Genomic DNA, 18,126 nt, shown 5'->3' on the forward strand with positions numbered 1-18,126 from the left:
AACTAGATAAACTATTCGGCCTTTTAAAAAGAGCACTAATTAACTGTGTTGCTTTTTGGAGGGCCATTTTTTTTACCCATAATGAAAGCGTTTTTAAAAAGGAGTTAGATAAAATGAGTAATCTATTTAAACAAGTGAATCAAACGCTTTGGCAATCGCATAAGCGGTCGAAAGATTTATTAACATTTGCTAGTTTACGTGAAGTGAAAGAGACAAGTGTGATATCAACCTCATCAAGCGATAAAGGGGAAAAGAATAATCGTACAAACAATCAAGGTTCGTACAAAACTAGTCAGGTTATCGGATTACTATTAGGTCCTGTTCTATTCTTCATGATCTGGTTGATACTGCCATTAAATGGATTGAGTGATGAAGGAAAAGCAGTCCTGGCTATTACAGCCTGGGTGTCAACATGGTGGATTTTGGAGGTCATGCCTTTAGGATTAACCTCCTTGTTACCGATTGTATTATTACCTTTATTAGGAGCAATATCTGGTAGTGAAGCAGCAAGTAGTTACGGGGATCCTAATATTTTCCTCTTTCTTGGCGGGTTTGCGATTGCGCTTGCGATTGAGAAATGGAATCTTCATGAAAGGATCGCGTTGTCAATCATTAGCCTTGTAGGAACAAGTACGTCAGGTCTAGTATATGGATTTATGTTCGCGACAGGTTTTCTTTCTATGTGGATTTCTAATGTGGCGACTGTAATGATGATGTTACCGATAGGAACAGCGATTGCTTTCAAAGTAGGAGAATTAATGAAAAAAGAGGGACAGTATACTTTTGCAGAAGAAAAGAAGTTCACTCAATCTATCATTTTCTCTATTGGCTTTGGTGGAATTATCGGAGGAAGTGCGACACTGATTGGAACGCCACCGAATCTGATATTGGCAGGATTAGTAACTGAAATGTTCGGTATAGAAATATCATTTGCTAAATGGTTTTTATTTGCTTTTCCAATGATCCTCATTCTAGGTATTGCAACAGCTTTTTATTTAACTAAAATTGCCTACCCCATGAATGTTAAAAGCCTGCAATCAGGAAAACAATTCGTAATAGATGAGAAGGAAAATCTCGGAAAAATGAGTTTTGAGGAAAAGGCAGTAGGGTTAGTATTCACATTAACGGCTTTTATGTGGTTAACAAGATCTTTCCTCTGGACAGATATCATTCCGGGCATAAGTGACACAATGATTGCGATTACCGGTGCCTTATTACTTTATTTAATCCCAGCATCTAAAAAGCACGGAGGAAGATTACTCGGTCAGGATTCTCTTAAGAAAATGCCTTGGGATGTCTTGCTTTTGGTCGGAGGAGGTTTAGCCATTGCGGCTGGATTCAGTCAAACCGATTTATCATCTTGGGTTGGTAGTCAGCTATTATTGTTAGAAGGAACGCCATATATTGTCATTCTGGCTATATCGACCTTATTAGCAATTGGTATTACTCAGATTGCCCCTAATACTGCTGTGACAACTATATTTGTACCTATTGCGGCTACGCTTGCGTTAGCAATTGATGCACATCCGTTACCATTAATGACAGCTGTTGCTTTAGGTGCTGGTTTTGCTTTCATGCTACCGATTGGTACACCATCTCAAGCAATTATTTTTGGTACAGGGAAAGTAACGATTGTTGATATGTTAAGAAGAGGAACATTAGTCTCTATTTTAGCAATCGTTCTTATCATCTTATTTGTTTACTTCGTTTATCCAATGGTATTTGATCTGAACTTGTTCGAATATCCATCAGCTTTGAAATAAAATAAAACAAAGCCTTACTCCTTGTATAGGAGAAGGCTTTTGTTCTACTTATATCCCTTTTTTATAGAGCACAAAAGAATAAACAGTTGGTATGATGACAATAATCACAACTAAAATAATCATGATGAGAATCTGAGCAAAGTTGATAAATCCAGTGAGTATCATACCAAGCCCACCAATAATCCACAAATAACCGGCTAATCGATGGGTTTTATTCCAATTTTCCTCACTTGTAAGTGTCCAAGGTAGCTTGATTCCTACCGTGAAATTTTGCTTACTTTTAGGCATATAATTTCCACAAATGATGATAATGAGTCCTACCAGAATAGGGGCAATAGATTCAATACGGATGTCATAGCCGAGTGCTTTGAATAAGGTGATGGGGACGATGATAAGCGTCATAATTGGAATTACCCATATAATTAATTGTTTGAGTGCTTTAGCGGTATTTTCTTTCTTTGGGTCATTATTTATCATAAAAATAGTAAATAAGTGAATGACGGCCATTAATAGGGGCAATCCCCACACAGCAATGGCTTTGGAGGTGAAATTATCAGCTTCACCTGCTGTATTCCAGTGGATGGCGATTTGATCAGGTAAATCAGGATATACAATCAAGCCAGGAATAATAGGAAGTAAACAAAGTAACGTCGTAATCACAAGTGTCCTATTCATTTTTCTTGTCATTTTCTTTCCCTCCAAATTGTGTAAACCACAGCATAATTTCTTCAAATACGGAAATATTCAATTCGTAGTAAATGAAGTTCTTATACTTGCTTTCAAGTATAAGGTCTGCCTTTTTTAGCTGTGATAAGTGATAAGAAATGGTTGCTCCTGTCATTTCAAAATGCTTCCCAATCTCACCGGCAGATAGCTTTTTATCTTTCAGTAAAACAAGAATCTCTCTACGCACAGGGTCTGAAAGAGCCTTAAATGTATCTGGAAACCCCACGATAACACCTCTTTAATCTATTTAGAAATATCTCTAAATAGATTATATAACATGATATGTAAAAAATCACTATCTGTTTCGAAAAATTTCTAAATAGGTTTGCGATCGTCTCTAAGTTTAGGAATATTCATCCCCCATTATGAATGTATAGGATCGTTTGGGAATGAAACATAATCGTTATATATGTGAATGTAAAAGGGGGATATGTATCATTCATTATTGAAAAGGAAGTGTATTAAGGAGAAGGACCTGAATAAGAAGAAGTAAAAAGGCCAAAAAATTGAGGACAAACTTTGAACATCTTTAACCATATGAAATTGAAAGAAACGAAAAAAATAACACGAAAAAATGTTAATGTTAAACCAACATTTTTTCGTGTTAAAGATAGTTTCAATGTTAATTAACTGCGATGCTTTGTATCATTGCGAAGTATGCCATTAATACAAATAAAACAGAAGCTAAAAACGAAAGTGCAACATGTTGTTTCATTTTAAAGAGGACTAAGCTTCCACCAAGGCAGCTAAGGGCAAGGATGCCGAATATGATGCTCACTTCAGTGAAAATAAATGAAACTGAAATTCCTTCAAGTGTTCCTTGATAGAAAAGATTTAATATCGGTGCATAGCCACTATGAGCAATTAGATTGTCGATGTTCATTGGTGGAGACTGCTCATTAAAAATACCTGTAAGGATAAAGATAATGGTTATGATAAGAAATTCTGCACGTACCCATGGTTTCGGGTTGAACGAAGACTCTTTTTTTAGGCGGTGTTTCATCCAAATCCCATTGATCAAAGCGAATAAAGTTAAAGGCATAACAAAAAGCAGTTTTAGCAATAGCCCTTGACCATATGAAACCAATAATGCATCTTTATAATCTGTTTCAGCAGTCGTCACATTCGTTAGAAGAATACCACTTAAAACAATCAGTAAAAAGCAGATAATGGCTGTTAGATGGAACCATTTTAGAAAAGGCAACCAACTAGTTGTTTCCCGTGAAAACCAGGATACGACGAGTAATACCCCTGCCCAAGCAGAAACAGCAATTAGATGAAGGGCATGAATTCCAATACCATAAACTCCTTGCATACTGCCAGCATGGCTTGACCAGGCGACACCGATGGTAAGAAGGAAGAGAAGAATCATTTCTCCAATAATGGAAACCTTTCTTTTATCCTCACCAAAAAGGGTAATGTAAAATGCCAGAACGATACAAATGATGAATGTGAAAAGCCAAGCATTCCCTACGCGGAAACTGAGTAATATATTTTCAAAGGCAGAACCTAGGCCATCAAGTTTGGCGAGATGGGTAACTAATTGTATTAAGGGAATGAAAGATAATACGGCAATCCCCATTGTCGCCACTAATTGTATTGAGATGGATACTTTCACAGGTGGCTTAGAATTTGCAGGCACCCATCGTAAAATAAAGGTGCCTGCAAGAAGAGCAAAACATAAATAGAGAAGTGCCTCACTCAAAATGGTTATAAAAAACATCGATTATTTTTTCCTTTTTAATAAGATGATCGCAATAATCGCAACAATGGCAACAAGAATAATACCAATCAATAACCCGTTTGAGTTTGATTCCGTTTCATCCGCTGTTTCGTTGGATGGTGTTGTCTCGTCTTCTTCTACAGTTGGCTCCTCATTTTCTGTAGATGGAGCCATTTCCGCTGTATCTTCTTCTACCTCTTCTTCAGGAACATTGACTTCAAAGCCATAAGATTCTTGCATAATATGACCATCTACTCCGATGATTTCCCAGCTTACCGTATAATTACCGTTAGCGATCGGTTCAGAGAAAGTAGCGATTAACTCATCTTCCTTAACAGTGATGTCACTCGCCTCGACTACTTCTCCTTCACTATTTTCAATTTGCAAAGAAGCGTTATCTTCTATAACAGTGTCAAAATATAATTGAATCGTATCAATTGATTCCGTTACAGTCGCACCATCTTCAGGGTTTGAACCGTCTAAATGAGTATGTGCAAAAGCGGTATTGGTGCTAATAAATAAACATGTCACTACGAACAGTAGCATAGATAATTTTTTCATATCATGACCCCCAAAACTTTTTTTCGTAATTAGCGTACTAAATTGAGAAAGGAGATACAACCTTTTACCTGTGTACGATTGGTGTCGTTTTTGTGAATTTCTAAAATACTGTTATGACTAAACAGTCTCTTAAGTAGAGATAGGTGGTCCCTTCACTTAACAATTAAACACAATCAATTAAAAAAAGAGAACACCAATGTAGAAAAAATGTTAGATTCATGACATTAATGTGTAGAAAATATGGAATTTGTATGTAAAAATCCTGTATCTAATTACCTTAGGTTGTACGTCGAATCCTTTTTATCTTTCCATAAATCCCTCATATATATTTCTCGTCAATTAAAAATATTGTTCTTATCATCTTTTGTCGTTAAAATCTAAATGATAAAAATATTTACAAAAGGAGAAAAGTTAATGAATCGAGTAGATGTAGCTTATTCACTGATTGTCGACGAAAACGAAGAAAATATCTTGATGGTAAAGAATATTAAACATAATAATTGGTCCCCACCTGGTGGAGGGGTAGAGAAAGGCGAAACATTGTTAGAGGCAGCAATTAGAGAAACAAAGGAAGAAACAGGTTTGGATATTGCACTTGGCGATATTGTCTCAATTAATGAAGCCTTTATGGAAAAGGAAAATTTTCATGCGATTTTCTTTACTTTTAAGGCGAAAATCATTGGTGGAGAGATTGAAATAAATGATAGGGAGACGATAGAAGAGGTGAAATGGATGAGTATCGCAGAAGCGGAAACTTGGATGCCTTATCATCAAAAGGGTATTCATTATTTATTAAAACAATCTGCCCTTTATTATTTTGAGGGAAATTAGTTTTCGTATAAAACGATCTCCATTAGCAAAAAATGTTAAAAAGGAGATGTTTTTCATGAGAAAATTCGCCATTTTTCTGCTTATATATTTACTTGCTTGCCATGTATGTCTGGAGAAGGTACATGCTGAAGAATATAAACAACATGATGCCAAAGATAAGGAACAAGTGGTAGACCATTTTGTATTAGCTATATTGAATGATGAGGTAAGGAATGCAGTAAATGATTATTATCAAAAGGATACTGTGATCCAATTTGACTGGCAAGCAAAAGACTATAACGTTGTTGAAATGAAGCAATGGAAGAAAGGTAATGAACTGGGACATTCTTTTCTGATTAGTTTAACGGTATTGCCATATGATAATAATAAGTCTAGTCAATTGGGTGTTGATACAATTACTTTTGGCATTTCGCCTCAATCCTTAAACACACAGAAAAACAATAAGAGCTTAGCATCTACGGAAGTTGAGTTATTAGATTATAAGCATAGAGAGGCTGTGTATAAGGGGAGTTAGTTCAATGGAAGAGAGGAGATTGGGTTGAAAGAGATATCTAGAGTGGTCGGGTTCATAGCGGGATTAATAAGTATGATAATTTGGGGATGTTTACTTTTTTTAACCCTTATTCTTCTGACTTTGTAGGAATAGGTACAGCCTTATTAACCTTCTTCTTGTTGGCGCTCCCTGCTTTGTTCATTATTATATTTATTAAGTTCTCGAATCATTTCTTCATGCTCATTGCTGTTATTTTACATTAAAAGTCGATGTGGTATTCATGTAGGATAAAAGACTGAACAGAAACAGAATTAACTGTTTTCGGAAATCATAAAGATTCGAAAATGCGCCTCAATTATTAACGACAGGCTGGTCAATTGACTTATCGGATAGTAATAATGAAGTAGCTGCACACGCCCATTCATCTGTAAACTTACCAATAACTGAACAATGGGCAATACTTCTATACACTAATGAAAACTATTTGACACTATCATATTAAATATTAAAAATGAAGAAATAGTTCTGTTTATTCAGGACTATTTTTCTTATAATTTAACTATTAATGTAAATATAAAAAGATAGTTACCTCTACTTATTGTTAAGCCAAACTGGTATTCTGATATTTGTATTGAAGGGAAAATACCTTAGTAGGGGTTTTGTAATGAAATTAAATAATAATGTAGATTTATATTGAAGTAACGTGTGTTTCGATGCTTACGAAGGTTAAATTCTTTGTTGGTTGTCCATTGTATAGTTTTTTATTTAATAATATACACTTTACATTAATATATAATGTGCAAAAAATGTAAAATAACATGTAGGAAGCCCTATAAAAAGAATGAACCCTGATAGGGCTCTAGGAGAAAATAGTATTAAATCTATAAAGTAGTAATGATGCTTCTCGCACCGATAATTACTGTTATGCCCAAGCTAGTTGTGAGTAATTTGAAGATAATTTTTAACAATTTACATACCACCTTTGTATGAATTTATTCCTAATAATGATAATATAAATAAATAATAATTCCTGTTTTTTTTCATATATGAAAATCGGAGGATACTATGAATAAAATTGGTCATGTATTTAGAACCATACGGCTGGCAAAAAACCTCTCATTAAAAGATATAGCACAAGGAGATATTAGTGTCTCATTTTTATCAAAATTTGAACGTGATGAATCAGATATTTCTCTTTCTAAGTTTTATTCATTACTTAATAAGATGAATATAACATTAGAAGAATTTCGTTTTATTGCAAATGATTACAAACTTATGGAACACGAAGTAATGTTAGATAACGTAAGATCTGCGTATGAAAGTAATAATATTATTTTATTAGAAACCCTTAAAAAAAAGGAATTAGCAAAATATAGTGAAACCAAAAGAAATACATATAAACTTAACTCAATAATGATTAGTGCCTTAGTTTGTGATTTGAGAAATCAATACGATATATCAGCCGAAGATAAAACATATTTGAGTGATTATTTGCTGTCTGTTGAAACATGGGGTTATTATGAAAATATTTTATTTGGGAATTCTTTGAGTATATTAACACTTGATTCAGTTATTTTGTTTTCGAAAGAGATACTTAAAAGGTCTAAACTTTATATGAATTTAAATGTAAATAGAGATGAAGTTGTAGGTATATTGTTAAATGCAACTGTTTTTTGTATTGAAGGCAACAGAATTTCAGAATCATTATATTTTATCAAGATAGTAGATGAAATGCTTGAAAATAAAGTCCTATATTTTGAGAAAACCAAACTATTATTCTTAAAAGGTTTGTACGATATAAAAACACAGAAAAAAGAAAAAGGAATTGAAAAATGTAAAAGTGCAATACAAATTATGCATGATTTAGGTTCAATCCTATTAGCAGTAAACCACGAAGAATATTTAGAGAAGTTTTTAGAACATTAGTGTTTTCAAATATGACATGAATTTATCCTACCTAGAAAATTGAGTTAAAATATTGAATAAATAAAACTCATACTATACCAAGTAGGGAGGTAAAAAAATATATTAAACTCATTTTTAAGTGGAAATAAGAAACTCAATTCAAATATAGAAAGATGGACTCGTTATGTCACAGAGATTGAATGAAAAGGAATTAGATGCCGTTATTGATATTCTTAAGGATGTTGTAAATGTTCATAAAACGTTGTTTGATGATTTACGACCAATGCAAGAGGAGAACCCTAATCATCAGATGTTTTTGTTGCAGAAGGAAAAAGTGGAGTTTTATCAGACGATTATCCAGAAGTTAAATCAGCAACATAGAAAAGTGAATTGATGTTCGGTAGCTAGTCAAATGAATCTGTCTTCATTGAAGAACCACACAAATCTTGTGTGGTTCCCTTTTTTTCCTTTATCCATCCGGTTATGACTGTGTCATGACTGTTTTGGTGATTAAATTTATTTCCTCTTTAATAATGTAAAATGACAATACTTTTCAACTTTGTTGTCCACGTGCTTTTGTCAGGACTTTTAAAAGTGAATAAAGTTCTAGCCAGTTGGTTTGTGGCATGTTGTAGCCAAGCGTTTTCGCTATATGTTTCCTTTGTTAAGAGTTTTTTCCACTGTACTTATATAGAACCGGTTATATCAATGGTACCTACAATCAAGATAAGGACTCCTTTGAGTAAAGTATATTGAACATGGAGCTGCTTTTAATAGGTTAAATTGAGTTCATGCATGAGCACTTTCTTTGTCCAATCCTAGTAAAAACAAGGTTATTCTGTTAATGTTCTTACTATTCGAACCGTCCGTTAAGCTTCGTATGTCCTCTTCTCTATTATAAAATCTTTCAGATGTTAATTAAGGTAATTTTATTTCATTTTACTTCTACCAGTTAAATGTCTAATATTAAGTTAATTAGGAAAGGGATGAAGCTATGCATTCATTAGTTTTTCAAGAAAAATGGGCCTCTACCTTATCGGAAAAGGACCGTAAAGAGATTGAGGGGATTTATAGTCAATCTGTTCCTCATCTACATAAGGGAATGATTGGTTTTACCTCTATTTGGCAAGCAAAAAATCACCGAGAGGACTTATTGATTTCGGTACTGATTCAAAATACAACGAAAGAAGCCTTTGTTTTAGAGCATACTGCTGTGTCTTATTTAGCCGAGGATGGAACCTCACTTGCTCAACATATTTTTACAACGAATCAAATACTTGTTGAGCCAAATACGTCAATGCCATGGACGTTTATATTTCCGGGTGCGGGGGATGTATTAGAAAGAGGCGCGGGAAGGTTAGTTTTAGTAGATTAAAAAGCCATCTCCAACTGATTGGAGATGGCTTGTTTCATTTTTATTTTCCAGGCTTAAAGTTCATTTTCATCGCTTTTGCCATGTTTACTGGTAAATCTGTATTTTCCATTGTGCCAGTAAACAGTTCTGATCCTGGGCCATAAGTGTAAACGGGGATATCAATTCCTGTATGGCCGGTACTTGTCCAACCGATAGATGCCCTTTCTGAAATGATTTGATTGATGGATGAAGCTGGATTATCAGCATTTTTGATTGCTTTGACTTCAGCTTTCGTTAAATCAATCGCTGCATATTCTTTTAGCACCTTCTTAGCGTTTGTCCGTTTCTTATTAAGTTTGGATGCCATATAGTCACCTGTAGCCGTCACATCTCGTAGCATTTCCACATTAGCACTACCATTTCCGTAACCGCCAACAGACATTCCGCCTGTATCATGATCTCCAGCTACAACAACAAGCGTATTGCCATCTTTCTTAGCGAAATCCATTGCTTCAATGACAGCTTCTTCGAAAGCTTCGCTGTCTTTCATTGCCCATGCTGCATCATTCGCATGCCCTGCCCAGTCAATTTGACTTCCTTCCACCATTAAGAAGAAGCCGTTTTTATTCTTTTTCAATGTATCGATAGCCGTTTCCGTCATGTCTGCTAGACTAGGCTGTTGTGTGCCTTCGCGATCAAGTTCCGGTGCCATTCCTTCTTCGGCAAATAAACCAAGCACTTTATTCGTTTTCTTCACACGATCCAATTCTCTTTTATTTGTAACTAATTGGTATCCGTCGTCTTTTGCTTCATCCATTAATTCGTCAGTAAAGTATTTTTGTCCTCCACCTAAGATGACATCCACATCATTGTCGAGTAATTGAGGAGCAATATCTGCTTCATCTGCACGAGAAGCGACATGTGAAGCGAAGGCTGCTGGAGTCGCATGGGTAATCGTTGAAGTGGCAACTAGCCCAGATGATTTCCCTTTTCTTTCTGTTTCTTCCAAAATCGTTTTTAGTTCTTTACCAGTCGGATCGGTGCTTATCATACCATTATTGGTCTTTACGCCAGTTGCCATCGCTGTTCCGGCAGCTGCTGAATCTGTAATATTGGAGTTCGCTGAGTATGTACGTTGCATCGCTATGTTCATCGAGTCAAGAACGGTATCCTCACCTTTATACCAACGATAGTTTGTTGCATAGGCTGCGGAAAAACCGTCAGGAATAAGGAAAATGACATTTTGTGCTTTATCTTTCCCCTTTGGCTTCCCTTTCGCTTCTACTTCTTGCTCAGGTAGTACGGTAGAGATGCCCCCGACAGCAATGGTAGATACAAGTGCGAGTGACAATAGTTTCTTTTTCCAAGTCTTTTTCAACATGTTTCTTCCCCCCTAAAATGGTTTGTACAAGATAACTATAAGGTGGAATTTTTAACGCTTGATAAAGAGAGGGTGAAAAAAGAGTAAAGAAGAAAAAATGGGTAATTAGTGGCAGAAAGGAGTGATTTAGAAGGGTTTTTACGAATGAAAGAAAAGAATGCTTGCTGAACTTGTTGTGGCAATCGCACTTTTGTTCTAATTTATGTAAAAGTTGCGTGAAGGGGGTGTAAAGGGCTTTTACACACATGATTGCTTATCGCGATTAGTAGAAGGGGGACTACTACAAATCGCGATGTCTGTCATGTCATATTTGTAAGCTGTTGTTCCATTATAGAAAGAAAGTCATCTTCTTTCCAAATGGTGAATGTTTCTTTTATATCATACTGTGTTAATAATGCGATAACGATTTGATAGCCAAGGTAATAGCCTAAGCGGGTCTGCTTGAAGTTTTTCCCTCCATTAATAGAGAACCATTCTTTATAAATTGTATGACTATCGTTAATGGTCTTCATATCACAAAGAAACTGTTTCGCGATCAAACTTTCATTTTTTTGAGCGAAGTCAAGCCACTCTCTGTCTTCTTCAAAGGCGAAATGTTCGTCTAATCGTGCTTCTACTAATAGCGTGGAAAGGGTCGTTGCGATGCCTTCTTGTAAGAGCCATGTATAGGGATGAGTCCAATTGACAAGATGCCAATCTTGCGAATAGATGTCATTATATAAATAATGCATGACATGTCCAAACTCATGGGCAATAATAAGTTTAATATAGGTTTCGTTATAGGGGAGTTTTTCTAGACAAAAGGCTACATCAGGATGATATTGCTGATACACAAAGGCATTGCTACCGTATAAGCCGACGAGCAAGCGGACTGTTTTAGTATATTTCACATCAAACATCTCTTCATATCGTTGAAGTATTTTTGGTATGTGTTCAAGAAATAAGTCTCTCATCGGTAAAAGTTCTGGTAGCTTAGGTGAGTGTTTCTTCAATGCAGCTCGTTTTTTTGTTTCAATATGTAAACAATGATGGGCAAAATAAACATCATAGTCTGCTTGAAATTGATGATAGTACTGTTCTAAGTATTCGGATGTTGGCTGATAATGGCTCACAAAATCTCCAACTGTATCAATGATTCTCAAATGATGCTGCCTCCTTATTAGTTTTAATGCTAATAAAGTGTTCGCTTCTCAACTGTTAGAATCCTTCCATTTTCATTAAGTGAAAGGAAATCTAAGAGCAAAGGCGAATATTTTAGCAATAAGGAGCTGATAAAGAAATGAAGGAACGTCTAGTAAGAATAGGAACGACTTATCTACCTGTAATAGATGTGGAACAATCCGCAAAGTGGTATCAGAAACATCTGGGTGCAACTGTTAATTATAAGGATCAACATAAAGCTATTCTAGATTTAGCGAATCAAAGTATCTTTTTAGTAAAAGCAGAAGGTGGAGAGCGTTCCCAATTTGTTGACATAGAAGGCAGAGAACATTTTTCTGTTACTTTTGAAGTGGACGGGTTAGCTGAGCTGGAAAGATTGCATGCACTTTTTATAAAGGAAGATGTGTTGGTAGAAGCAATGGAAGATCGTGGTCATACGGGCAAGAACTTTATTTTCTACGATTGTAATGGCAATCAATTTGATGTTTGGAGTGAGTTAAGTCCAGCGTTTAAACAAAGGAGAACGGATGTTATCTATGATTGAGATGATAGACGAGGATAATAGAGAAAAAGTGAGTGATTTTTTTTCGAAACATTGGGGCACGACAGAGATGGTTCTCTCCTCTGGCGTCTATCATTGTGATGAGCTGGATGGCTATGTATATAAGGGTACTAAAGGTGAGATTGTTGGCCTAGTGACTTACATTAGGCATAATGAAGATATATGTGAAGTCATTTCGTTAGACAGTGTCTATGAAGGGCAGGGGATTGGTTCAAGTTTGATGTGTGTTATTGAAGAAAAGGCAAAAGACTTGGGGGCAAAGGCGGTTCAACTCATCACAACCAATGATAATCTACATGCATTATCTTTTTATCAAAAACGCGGTTATGTATTAAAAGCACTTTATCCAAACGCAGTAGAGAAAGCGCGAACTGAAAAACCTTCCATACCATTTGTGGCAAGTAATGGTATTCCTATCCGAGATGAGTGGTTATTATATAAAATGCTTATATAGCACCCTTTTTTATGCAATATTTTATCAGATTGCTCCAACTCATTGGATATTTCACCAAAGAAAGGGTATGGTAATAGAATCATAGAGTAGTAGGTGAAAGGCAGATGGAGAACTGGATTACAAGTGTGATGGAGCAGTTTGGTTATGTTGGGATTTTTTTGTTGATTATGTTGGAAAATATCTTTCCGCCCATTCCATCTGAAGTGATCTTAACTTTTGGTGGATTTATGACGACTACTACGAATTTAAGTGTAGCTGGCGTTGTTGTAACATCGACCTTAGGGTCAGTAGGTGGCGCAGTGGTTCTTTATGGTGTTGGCTTGCTGATTGACATCAGAAAAGTGGAGCAAATCGTAGAACGTTGGGGTCATATTTTAAGACTAACCAAAAACGATATTCATAAAGCAAACGGTTGGTTTTCAACATACGGAATGTGGACCGTTTTCTTTTGCCGTTTTATCCCTTTGATTAGGAGTTTAATATCTTTACCGGCAGGGATGGGGCATATGAATTTTCTTGTTTTTCTTATTTTGACAACAGCTGGGACCTTGATTTGGAATATCGTTCTCGTCCTTATTGGTGCTGCGGTAGGAGAATCATGGGAGTCCGTGGTCGGTTATATGGATGTGTATTCCTATATTGTCTATGGCGCCATTGCTCTTGTGTTTATTGTTATAGTGATGATTTTTTTAAAAAAGAGAGTTTTTCATAAAAAGTAAGGTTGTTACGAGAGGGGGAACAACCTTACTCTTTATTAGTTTGTTAAGGTGAAAGCCTCTATTTGTTCTCCCCACTTGACCGTTACATCAATCCTTTCATCTTTTAGTAAATGCAATCTGTTGTCTAAACTACCACTATCTCTAAATACCCGCGGATTAGGTATATCTTCATTTTCATCGAAAGCTCTCGTTCTTCCACCAGCAAACTGACTTGTCTCGAAGCTAAAGCTATAATCTAAAACATTCTTTAATTCTTCTGGGTTCCCCTTATATTTAATCGTAAGCTTATACTCTCCACGTTCGTCTGACAGTATGATATAACGAAGCTCTCCTTCCCAATCAATGTTCACTTTGAGGGAAATAAATGATTTCCAAAAAGAACATTTACTCAGAGCGAATGATAACCTTTCAAATGGTGAATTATATAAAATAATAACTACTTTAGGGGGGATTACAATGAGAAAGTCTTGGATTATTTTGCTTTTGCTTTTTTTGATTTCCTTATTTATATATACATTTTACCTATTATCTACTAATGGAGAAGGTGGTATTCCATTTATTATTCTAATGATTAGTAGTGCTGTATTTTTCGGCAGTCTCCGAATGCTCAATTTTAAAACAAAATACCAATAGACGTTGTGGACCTCTTATAATGAGAGGTCTTCTTTTCATATCCCCAATGTAATCGGCAAGTAGCGAAAAAATTTTGTTACTTAATTCTATAATTATCACCCTTCGAAAGAAAGAACTTCCGAGCAATAGAGAAGGCAGTTTAAGATCGCCATTGTTGTTACGTTATTCTAGATTTTATATTAAAAATATTTTTGAACTTATAATATAAAATCTCTTCCTAGTAAATTATTTAAATGAAATTTAAATAAAAAATACAATTTAAGAAAAATATTAATGCTTCCCTCCTTTAAAAATAGCTATTTGTGGTTATTTGAAAAGGGGGGATTTTTTATATATTTCAGGTTAATCAAGATTTAAAGTAAATAAATAAACAGAAAAAAATTAAAACGCTTTCAAAAAAATGAATAGCGTTAATTTTTTGAATAATTTAGTATTCTGTGTGTAAAGCGTTTTCACTAACTGTTGTATTACTGATGGGGGTATTAATATGAGTCCAGAAATTATTACACTATTATTTTTAATTTTTGCTGTTATTATGTTTGCCTGGGAGAAAATCCCGCTTTCGATTACAGCTATGATTGTTGCAGTGGGGCTTACAATTACAGGGGTTCTGGACGCATCAGAAGCTTTTTCCGGTTTTGTAGATGGTAACGTACTTCTCTTTATGGCGATGTTTATTGTGGGTGCTGCATTTTTTGATACTGGTATGGCTCAGAAAGTTGGGGGTGTTATTACTAAGTTTGCTAAAACAGAAAGACAGTTAATAGTTGCTGTGATGATTATTACAGGTTTAATGTCTGGAGTTCTTTCTAATACAGGAACCGCCGCAGTTCTTATACCAGTTCTAATTGGTATATCTGCAAAGTCTGGTTTTGCACGTTCTAAACTACTATTGCCATTGGTTATGGCTTCAGCAATGGGAGGGAATCTTAGTTTAATTGGGGCTCCAGGTAACATGATAGCTCAGTCAGCACTCCAGGATATGGGGTTGGAGTTTGGATTCTTTGAATATGCAAAAGTTGGTTTACCGATGCTTATTATTGGGATTATCTATTTTGGGCTATTTGGTTATAAGCTTCTTCCAGATAGAAAGGATGATCCACTAGATTCAGACAATGTATATAATCAAGATACTGATTACTCGAAGGTGCCAAAATGGAAGCAGAATGTCGCATTAATTGTCCTTGTTCTAACAATATTGGCAATGATATTTGAAGATCTAATTGGTGTGAAATTATATATTTCTGCCTGGGTAGGGGCATTGGTATTAGTTGCTACAAAGGTTATTTCTGAAAAAAACGCAATGAGATCTATCGATATGAATACAATCTTGCTATTTGTTGGGTCACTTGCACTTGCACAGTCAATGGTGAAATCGGGTGCGGGGGACTTATTGGCCAGTACTATTATTGGCAGTATAGGAGAAAATCCTTCACCTTATGTTTTGTTATTTGTTGTATTTATGATATCTGCAATCATGACAAATTTCATGTCCAATACTGCAACTACAGCACTTTTAGTTCCGATAGGTCTTTCGATTGCCAATGTAATGGGGGCAGACCCTAAAGCGGTTCTAATGGCAACAGTAATTGGAGGATCTTGTGCTTACTTAACCCCTATTGGAATGCCTGCAAATACAATGGTGTACAGCTTAGGAGGGTATGCATTTAAAGATTATGTGAGAGCAGGTGCACCCTTGCTTCTTATCTCAATAGTTGTAGGAATGATTTTGTTACCAATTCTATTTCCATTCTATCCATAATAGAAAACGAGTTACTATGAACGCAAATAAAAGAAAATCTCTCTTAGTTTTAAACAAACTGAGAGAGTGCAATGAAAAACATCTGTAAATCGGTACGGATGAGTAAGGATGATTCTAGAAGATCTTAGCTCATTCAATAATCATTAAAAAATTTTTTGAAAAAACTCCAAAGTATTTACCAAGGTATTAATTTAGAACCGAAAGGCTCTTTTAAAAGATGAAAAATTAGATTGTATACACATGATTCCCTTTATAAAAAGCTTTAAAAAAATTAATGAGATGGTTATTTTTTATATGTTTCAAATCAATAAACGCTTGAGGGTCTAAGATAACTATAAAAAATAAAATCACAACCTTAAAATAATCGAATAGCGCTTACATTTTTGAAAGTTTAATATGTTTGTAAGAAATATACACTAGGTGAAATTCTATATGAGGTAATATTTAGAGCATTATTTCCAAAAGCTCATTATCCCTGAGTTAAGTTTTAGAAATATTCGAGATTATCTCGACACGATAAGAATTATTTTTATTGAAACATAAAATAAAGTAGAAAAAGGAGAGTTACTATGGAAAAGGTGCAAATGAATAAGAAGCAGGAAGTAGAAAAAATGACAGACATTATCTCAAAGTTTATTACTCTCGTTAGTTATAAGCTTCCAAAAGATGTAGAAACTAAACTAAAAGAACTAAGTGCTGAGGAGACAAATCCCCTTGCAAAAATAATCTATGAAACTATGGAAGAAAATCAAAAGCTAGCTAGTGAATTAAAGAGGCCATCCTGTCAGGATACAGGAGTTCTACAGTATTTTGTAAAGTGCGGAGATAATTTTCCATTAATTGGTCAACTAGATAACATTTTAAAACAGAGTGTATATAAGTCAACAAAAGAAACGCCATTGCGTCATAATTCTGTAGAGACATTTGATGAATATAATACAGGCGAAAATATTGGAAATGGTTCACCAAGTATCTTCTGGGAAATTGAAGAAGATAGTGACAAAGTGGAGATCTATACCTACATGGCTGGGGGCGGTTGTACTCTTCCTGGAACTGCTACAGTTCTTATGCCTGGTGAAGGATATGAAGGTGTCGTAAAGTTTGTACTTGATCGAATGACAACGTATGGACTTAACGCTTGTCCCCCACTTCTAGTAGGTGTCGGAATTGGAACATCTGTTGAAACAGCAGCAATGAACTCTAAAAAAGCACTTATGAGACCTGTCGGAAGCAAAAATACTAACGAAAATGCTGCTAAAATGGAAAAACTTCTTGAAGATGGAATAAATGCAATTGGTCTTGGACCTCAAGGGTTAAAAGGTTCTAAGTCCCTAATGGGTGTAAATGTTGTAAATACAGCACGACACCCATCGACTATTGGAGTGGCAATTAACACAGGTTGCTGGTCTCACAGAAGAGGCAAAATTACATTTGACGCAAACTTAAACTACGAAATTGGTACGCACGAGGGGGTAACATTATGAGAAAGAAAGTATTAACCACACCAATAAAAGACGAAGATCTTAAAGATATAAGAACAGGGGACCTTATTTACCTAACTGGTACACTAGTTACCTGTAGGGATGTTGCCCACAGAAGATTGATTGAAAAAGGAGTTCCGCTACCTGTAGATCTTAAAGGGAATGCAATTTTCCACGCTGGTCCAATTGTTAGAGATAATGGAAATGAAAACTATGAGATTGTTTCTGTAGGTCCGACAACGAGCATGAGAATGGAGAAATTTGAAAAAGAATTCATAGCAGAAACAGGTGTGAAAGTCATTGTAGGAAAAGGTGGTATGGGAAAGAATACGGAAGAGGGGTGCAGGGAGCATAAAGCACTTCATGTTGTATTTCCAGCTGGGAATGCAGTATTAGCAGCAACAAAGGTTGAACGTATTAAAGAAGTCCACTGGAAAGACCTTGGTATGCCCGAATCACTTTGGGTATGTGAAGTAAAAGAATTTGGTCCTCTTATTGTTTCAATTGATACAGAAGGAAGCAATGTGTTTGAGCAAAATAAGGTAGAGTTCAATAAGAAGAAAGAAGAACAATATGAACTCATTAGCAAGCAGGTTGGATTTATCAACTAAGTGAAG

General features: G+C 35.4%; 20 protein-coding genes. 13 read left to right on the top strand and 7 right to left on the bottom strand.

The genetic code is table 11. From position 1 onward, the window contains the following. Window positions 1-113 precede the first annotated feature (113 nt). On the top strand, window positions 114-1,763 hold the full coding sequence (locus tag LG276_RS04860; RefSeq protein WP_251162718.1) for a DASS family sodium-coupled anion symporter: 1,650 nt from the start codon (window positions 114-116) through the stop codon (window positions 1,761-1,763). Between the two features lie 48 nt (window positions 1,764-1,811). Here LG276_RS04860 and LG276_RS04865 read toward each other — a convergent pair whose 3' ends face one another. The 4 genes from LG276_RS04865 to LG276_RS04880 all read right to left on the bottom strand — a co-directional run bounded on the left by LG276_RS04865 (window position 1,812) and on the right by LG276_RS04880 (window position 4,773). Continuing rightward, entirely contained in the window at window positions 1,812-2,450 is a 639-nt protein-coding gene (locus LG276_RS04865; protein WP_251162717.1) for an SdpI family protein, read from the bottom strand. Then, window positions 2,431-2,715, bottom strand: coding sequence for an autorepressor SdpR family transcription factor (locus tag LG276_RS04870; RefSeq protein ID WP_095370398.1), 285 nt, complete (start codon window positions 2,713-2,715; stop codon window positions 2,431-2,433). Before LG276_RS04870 ends, LG276_RS04865 begins: the two co-directional genes overlap by 20 nt. Before the next feature lie 396 nt (window positions 2,716-3,111). Next, on the bottom strand, window positions 3,112-4,212 hold the full coding sequence (locus LG276_RS04875; protein WP_251162716.1) for a copper resistance D family protein: 1,101 nt from the start codon (window positions 4,210-4,212) through the stop codon (window positions 3,112-3,114). 3 nt (window positions 4,213-4,215) lie between these two features. Beyond that, window positions 4,216-4,773, bottom strand: coding sequence for a copper resistance protein CopC (locus LG276_RS04880; RefSeq protein WP_251162715.1), 558 nt, complete (start codon window positions 4,771-4,773; stop codon window positions 4,216-4,218). Window positions 4,774-5,187: 414 nt separating this feature from the next. Between LG276_RS04880 and LG276_RS04885 the strand changes: the two genes are divergently transcribed. The 5 genes from LG276_RS04885 to LG276_RS04905 all read left to right on the top strand — a co-directional run bounded on the left by LG276_RS04885 (window position 5,188) and on the right by LG276_RS04905 (window position 9,377). Continuing rightward, window positions 5,188-5,604, top strand: coding sequence for an NUDIX hydrolase (locus LG276_RS04885; protein WP_224934710.1), 417 nt, complete (start codon window positions 5,188-5,190; stop codon window positions 5,602-5,604). A gap of 55 nt (window positions 5,605-5,659) precedes the next feature. Beyond that, a complete protein-coding gene (locus LG276_RS04890) occupies window positions 5,660-6,118 on the top strand; it encodes a DUF3888 domain-containing protein (RefSeq protein WP_224934712.1) in 459 nt (152 codons plus the stop codon). Window positions 6,119-7,162: 1,044 nt separating this feature from the next. After that, window positions 7,163-8,023: a helix-turn-helix domain-containing protein gene (locus LG276_RS04895; RefSeq protein ID WP_224934713.1), complete on the top strand. Its 861-nt coding sequence runs from the start codon at window positions 7,163-7,165 to the stop codon at window positions 8,021-8,023. Window positions 8,024-8,186: 163 nt separating this feature from the next. Next, window positions 8,187-8,396, top strand: a complete 210-nt coding sequence (locus LG276_RS04900) for a hypothetical protein (RefSeq protein ID WP_095370390.1) — start codon at window positions 8,187-8,189, stop codon at window positions 8,394-8,396. Window positions 8,397-8,996: 600 nt separating this feature from the next. Beyond that, a complete protein-coding gene (locus tag LG276_RS04905) occupies window positions 8,997-9,377 on the top strand; it encodes an SLAP domain-containing protein (RefSeq protein ID WP_224934715.1) in 381 nt (126 codons plus the stop codon). Window positions 9,378-9,417: 40 nt separating this feature from the next. Here the strand turns inward: LG276_RS04905 and LG276_RS04910 are convergent, their stop codons facing one another. Together LG276_RS04910 and LG276_RS04915 are read right to left on the bottom strand one after the other, a co-directional pair. Next, complete coding sequence (locus LG276_RS04910; RefSeq protein WP_224934717.1) at window positions 9,418-10,737, bottom strand: alkaline phosphatase; 1,320 nt, start codon at window positions 10,735-10,737, stop codon at window positions 9,418-9,420. Window positions 10,738-11,036: 299 nt separating this feature from the next. After that, window positions 11,037-11,879, bottom strand: a complete 843-nt coding sequence (locus LG276_RS04915) for a hypothetical protein (RefSeq protein WP_224934719.1) — start codon at window positions 11,877-11,879, stop codon at window positions 11,037-11,039. A gap of 137 nt (window positions 11,880-12,016) precedes the next feature. Between LG276_RS04915 and LG276_RS04920 the strand changes: the two genes are divergently transcribed. From LG276_RS04920 to LG276_RS04930, 3 genes are all read left to right on the top strand, one after another. Beyond that, on the top strand, window positions 12,017-12,442 hold the full coding sequence (locus LG276_RS04920) for a VOC family protein (RefSeq protein ID WP_224934721.1): 426 nt from the start codon (window positions 12,017-12,019) through the stop codon (window positions 12,440-12,442). Next, entirely contained in the window at window positions 12,435-12,914 is a 480-nt protein-coding gene (locus tag LG276_RS04925; protein ID WP_224935708.1) for a GNAT family N-acetyltransferase, read from the top strand. Before LG276_RS04920 ends, LG276_RS04925 begins: the two co-directional genes overlap by 8 nt. Before the next feature lie 104 nt (window positions 12,915-13,018). After that, entirely contained in the window at window positions 13,019-13,633 is a 615-nt protein-coding gene (locus tag LG276_RS04930; RefSeq protein ID WP_224934723.1) for a DedA family protein, read from the top strand. A gap of 35 nt (window positions 13,634-13,668) precedes the next feature. Here the strand turns inward: LG276_RS04930 and LG276_RS04935 are convergent, their stop codons facing one another. Continuing rightward, on the bottom strand, window positions 13,669-13,983 hold the full coding sequence (locus tag LG276_RS04935; RefSeq protein WP_224934725.1) for a hypothetical protein: 315 nt from the start codon (window positions 13,981-13,983) through the stop codon (window positions 13,669-13,671). A 106-nt stretch (window positions 13,984-14,089) separates the two neighbouring features. Here LG276_RS04935 and LG276_RS04940 point away from each other — a divergent pair, with 106 nt between their 5' ends. The 4 genes from LG276_RS04940 to ttdB all read left to right on the top strand — a co-directional run bounded on the left by LG276_RS04940 (window position 14,090) and on the right by ttdB (window position 18,120). Next, window positions 14,090-14,266 carry a hypothetical protein gene (locus tag LG276_RS04940; RefSeq protein ID WP_224934728.1) on the top strand — a complete coding sequence of 59 codons (177 nt, stop codon included), beginning with the start codon at window positions 14,090-14,092 and terminating at the stop codon, window positions 14,264-14,266. A 487-nt stretch (window positions 14,267-14,753) separates the two neighbouring features. Continuing rightward, window positions 14,754-16,028, top strand: coding sequence for an SLC13 family permease (locus LG276_RS04945; protein ID WP_224934731.1), 1,275 nt, complete (start codon window positions 14,754-14,756; stop codon window positions 16,026-16,028). Between the two features lie 569 nt (window positions 16,029-16,597). Beyond that, window positions 16,598-17,512, top strand: a complete 915-nt coding sequence (gene ttdA / locus LG276_RS04950; RefSeq protein ID WP_224934733.1) for a L(+)-tartrate dehydratase subunit alpha — start codon at window positions 16,598-16,600, stop codon at window positions 17,510-17,512. Further along, window positions 17,509-18,120: a L(+)-tartrate dehydratase subunit beta gene (gene ttdB / locus LG276_RS04955; protein ID WP_224934735.1), complete on the top strand. Its 612-nt coding sequence runs from the start codon at window positions 17,509-17,511 to the stop codon at window positions 18,118-18,120. Before ttdA ends, ttdB begins: the two co-directional genes overlap by 4 nt. Window positions 18,121-18,126 lie beyond the last annotated feature (6 nt).

It is taken from the genome of Cytobacillus kochii, from assembly GCF_044790165.1.
GTDB lineage: Bacteria > Bacillota > Bacilli > Bacillales > Cytobacillaceae > Cytobacillus > Cytobacillus kochii.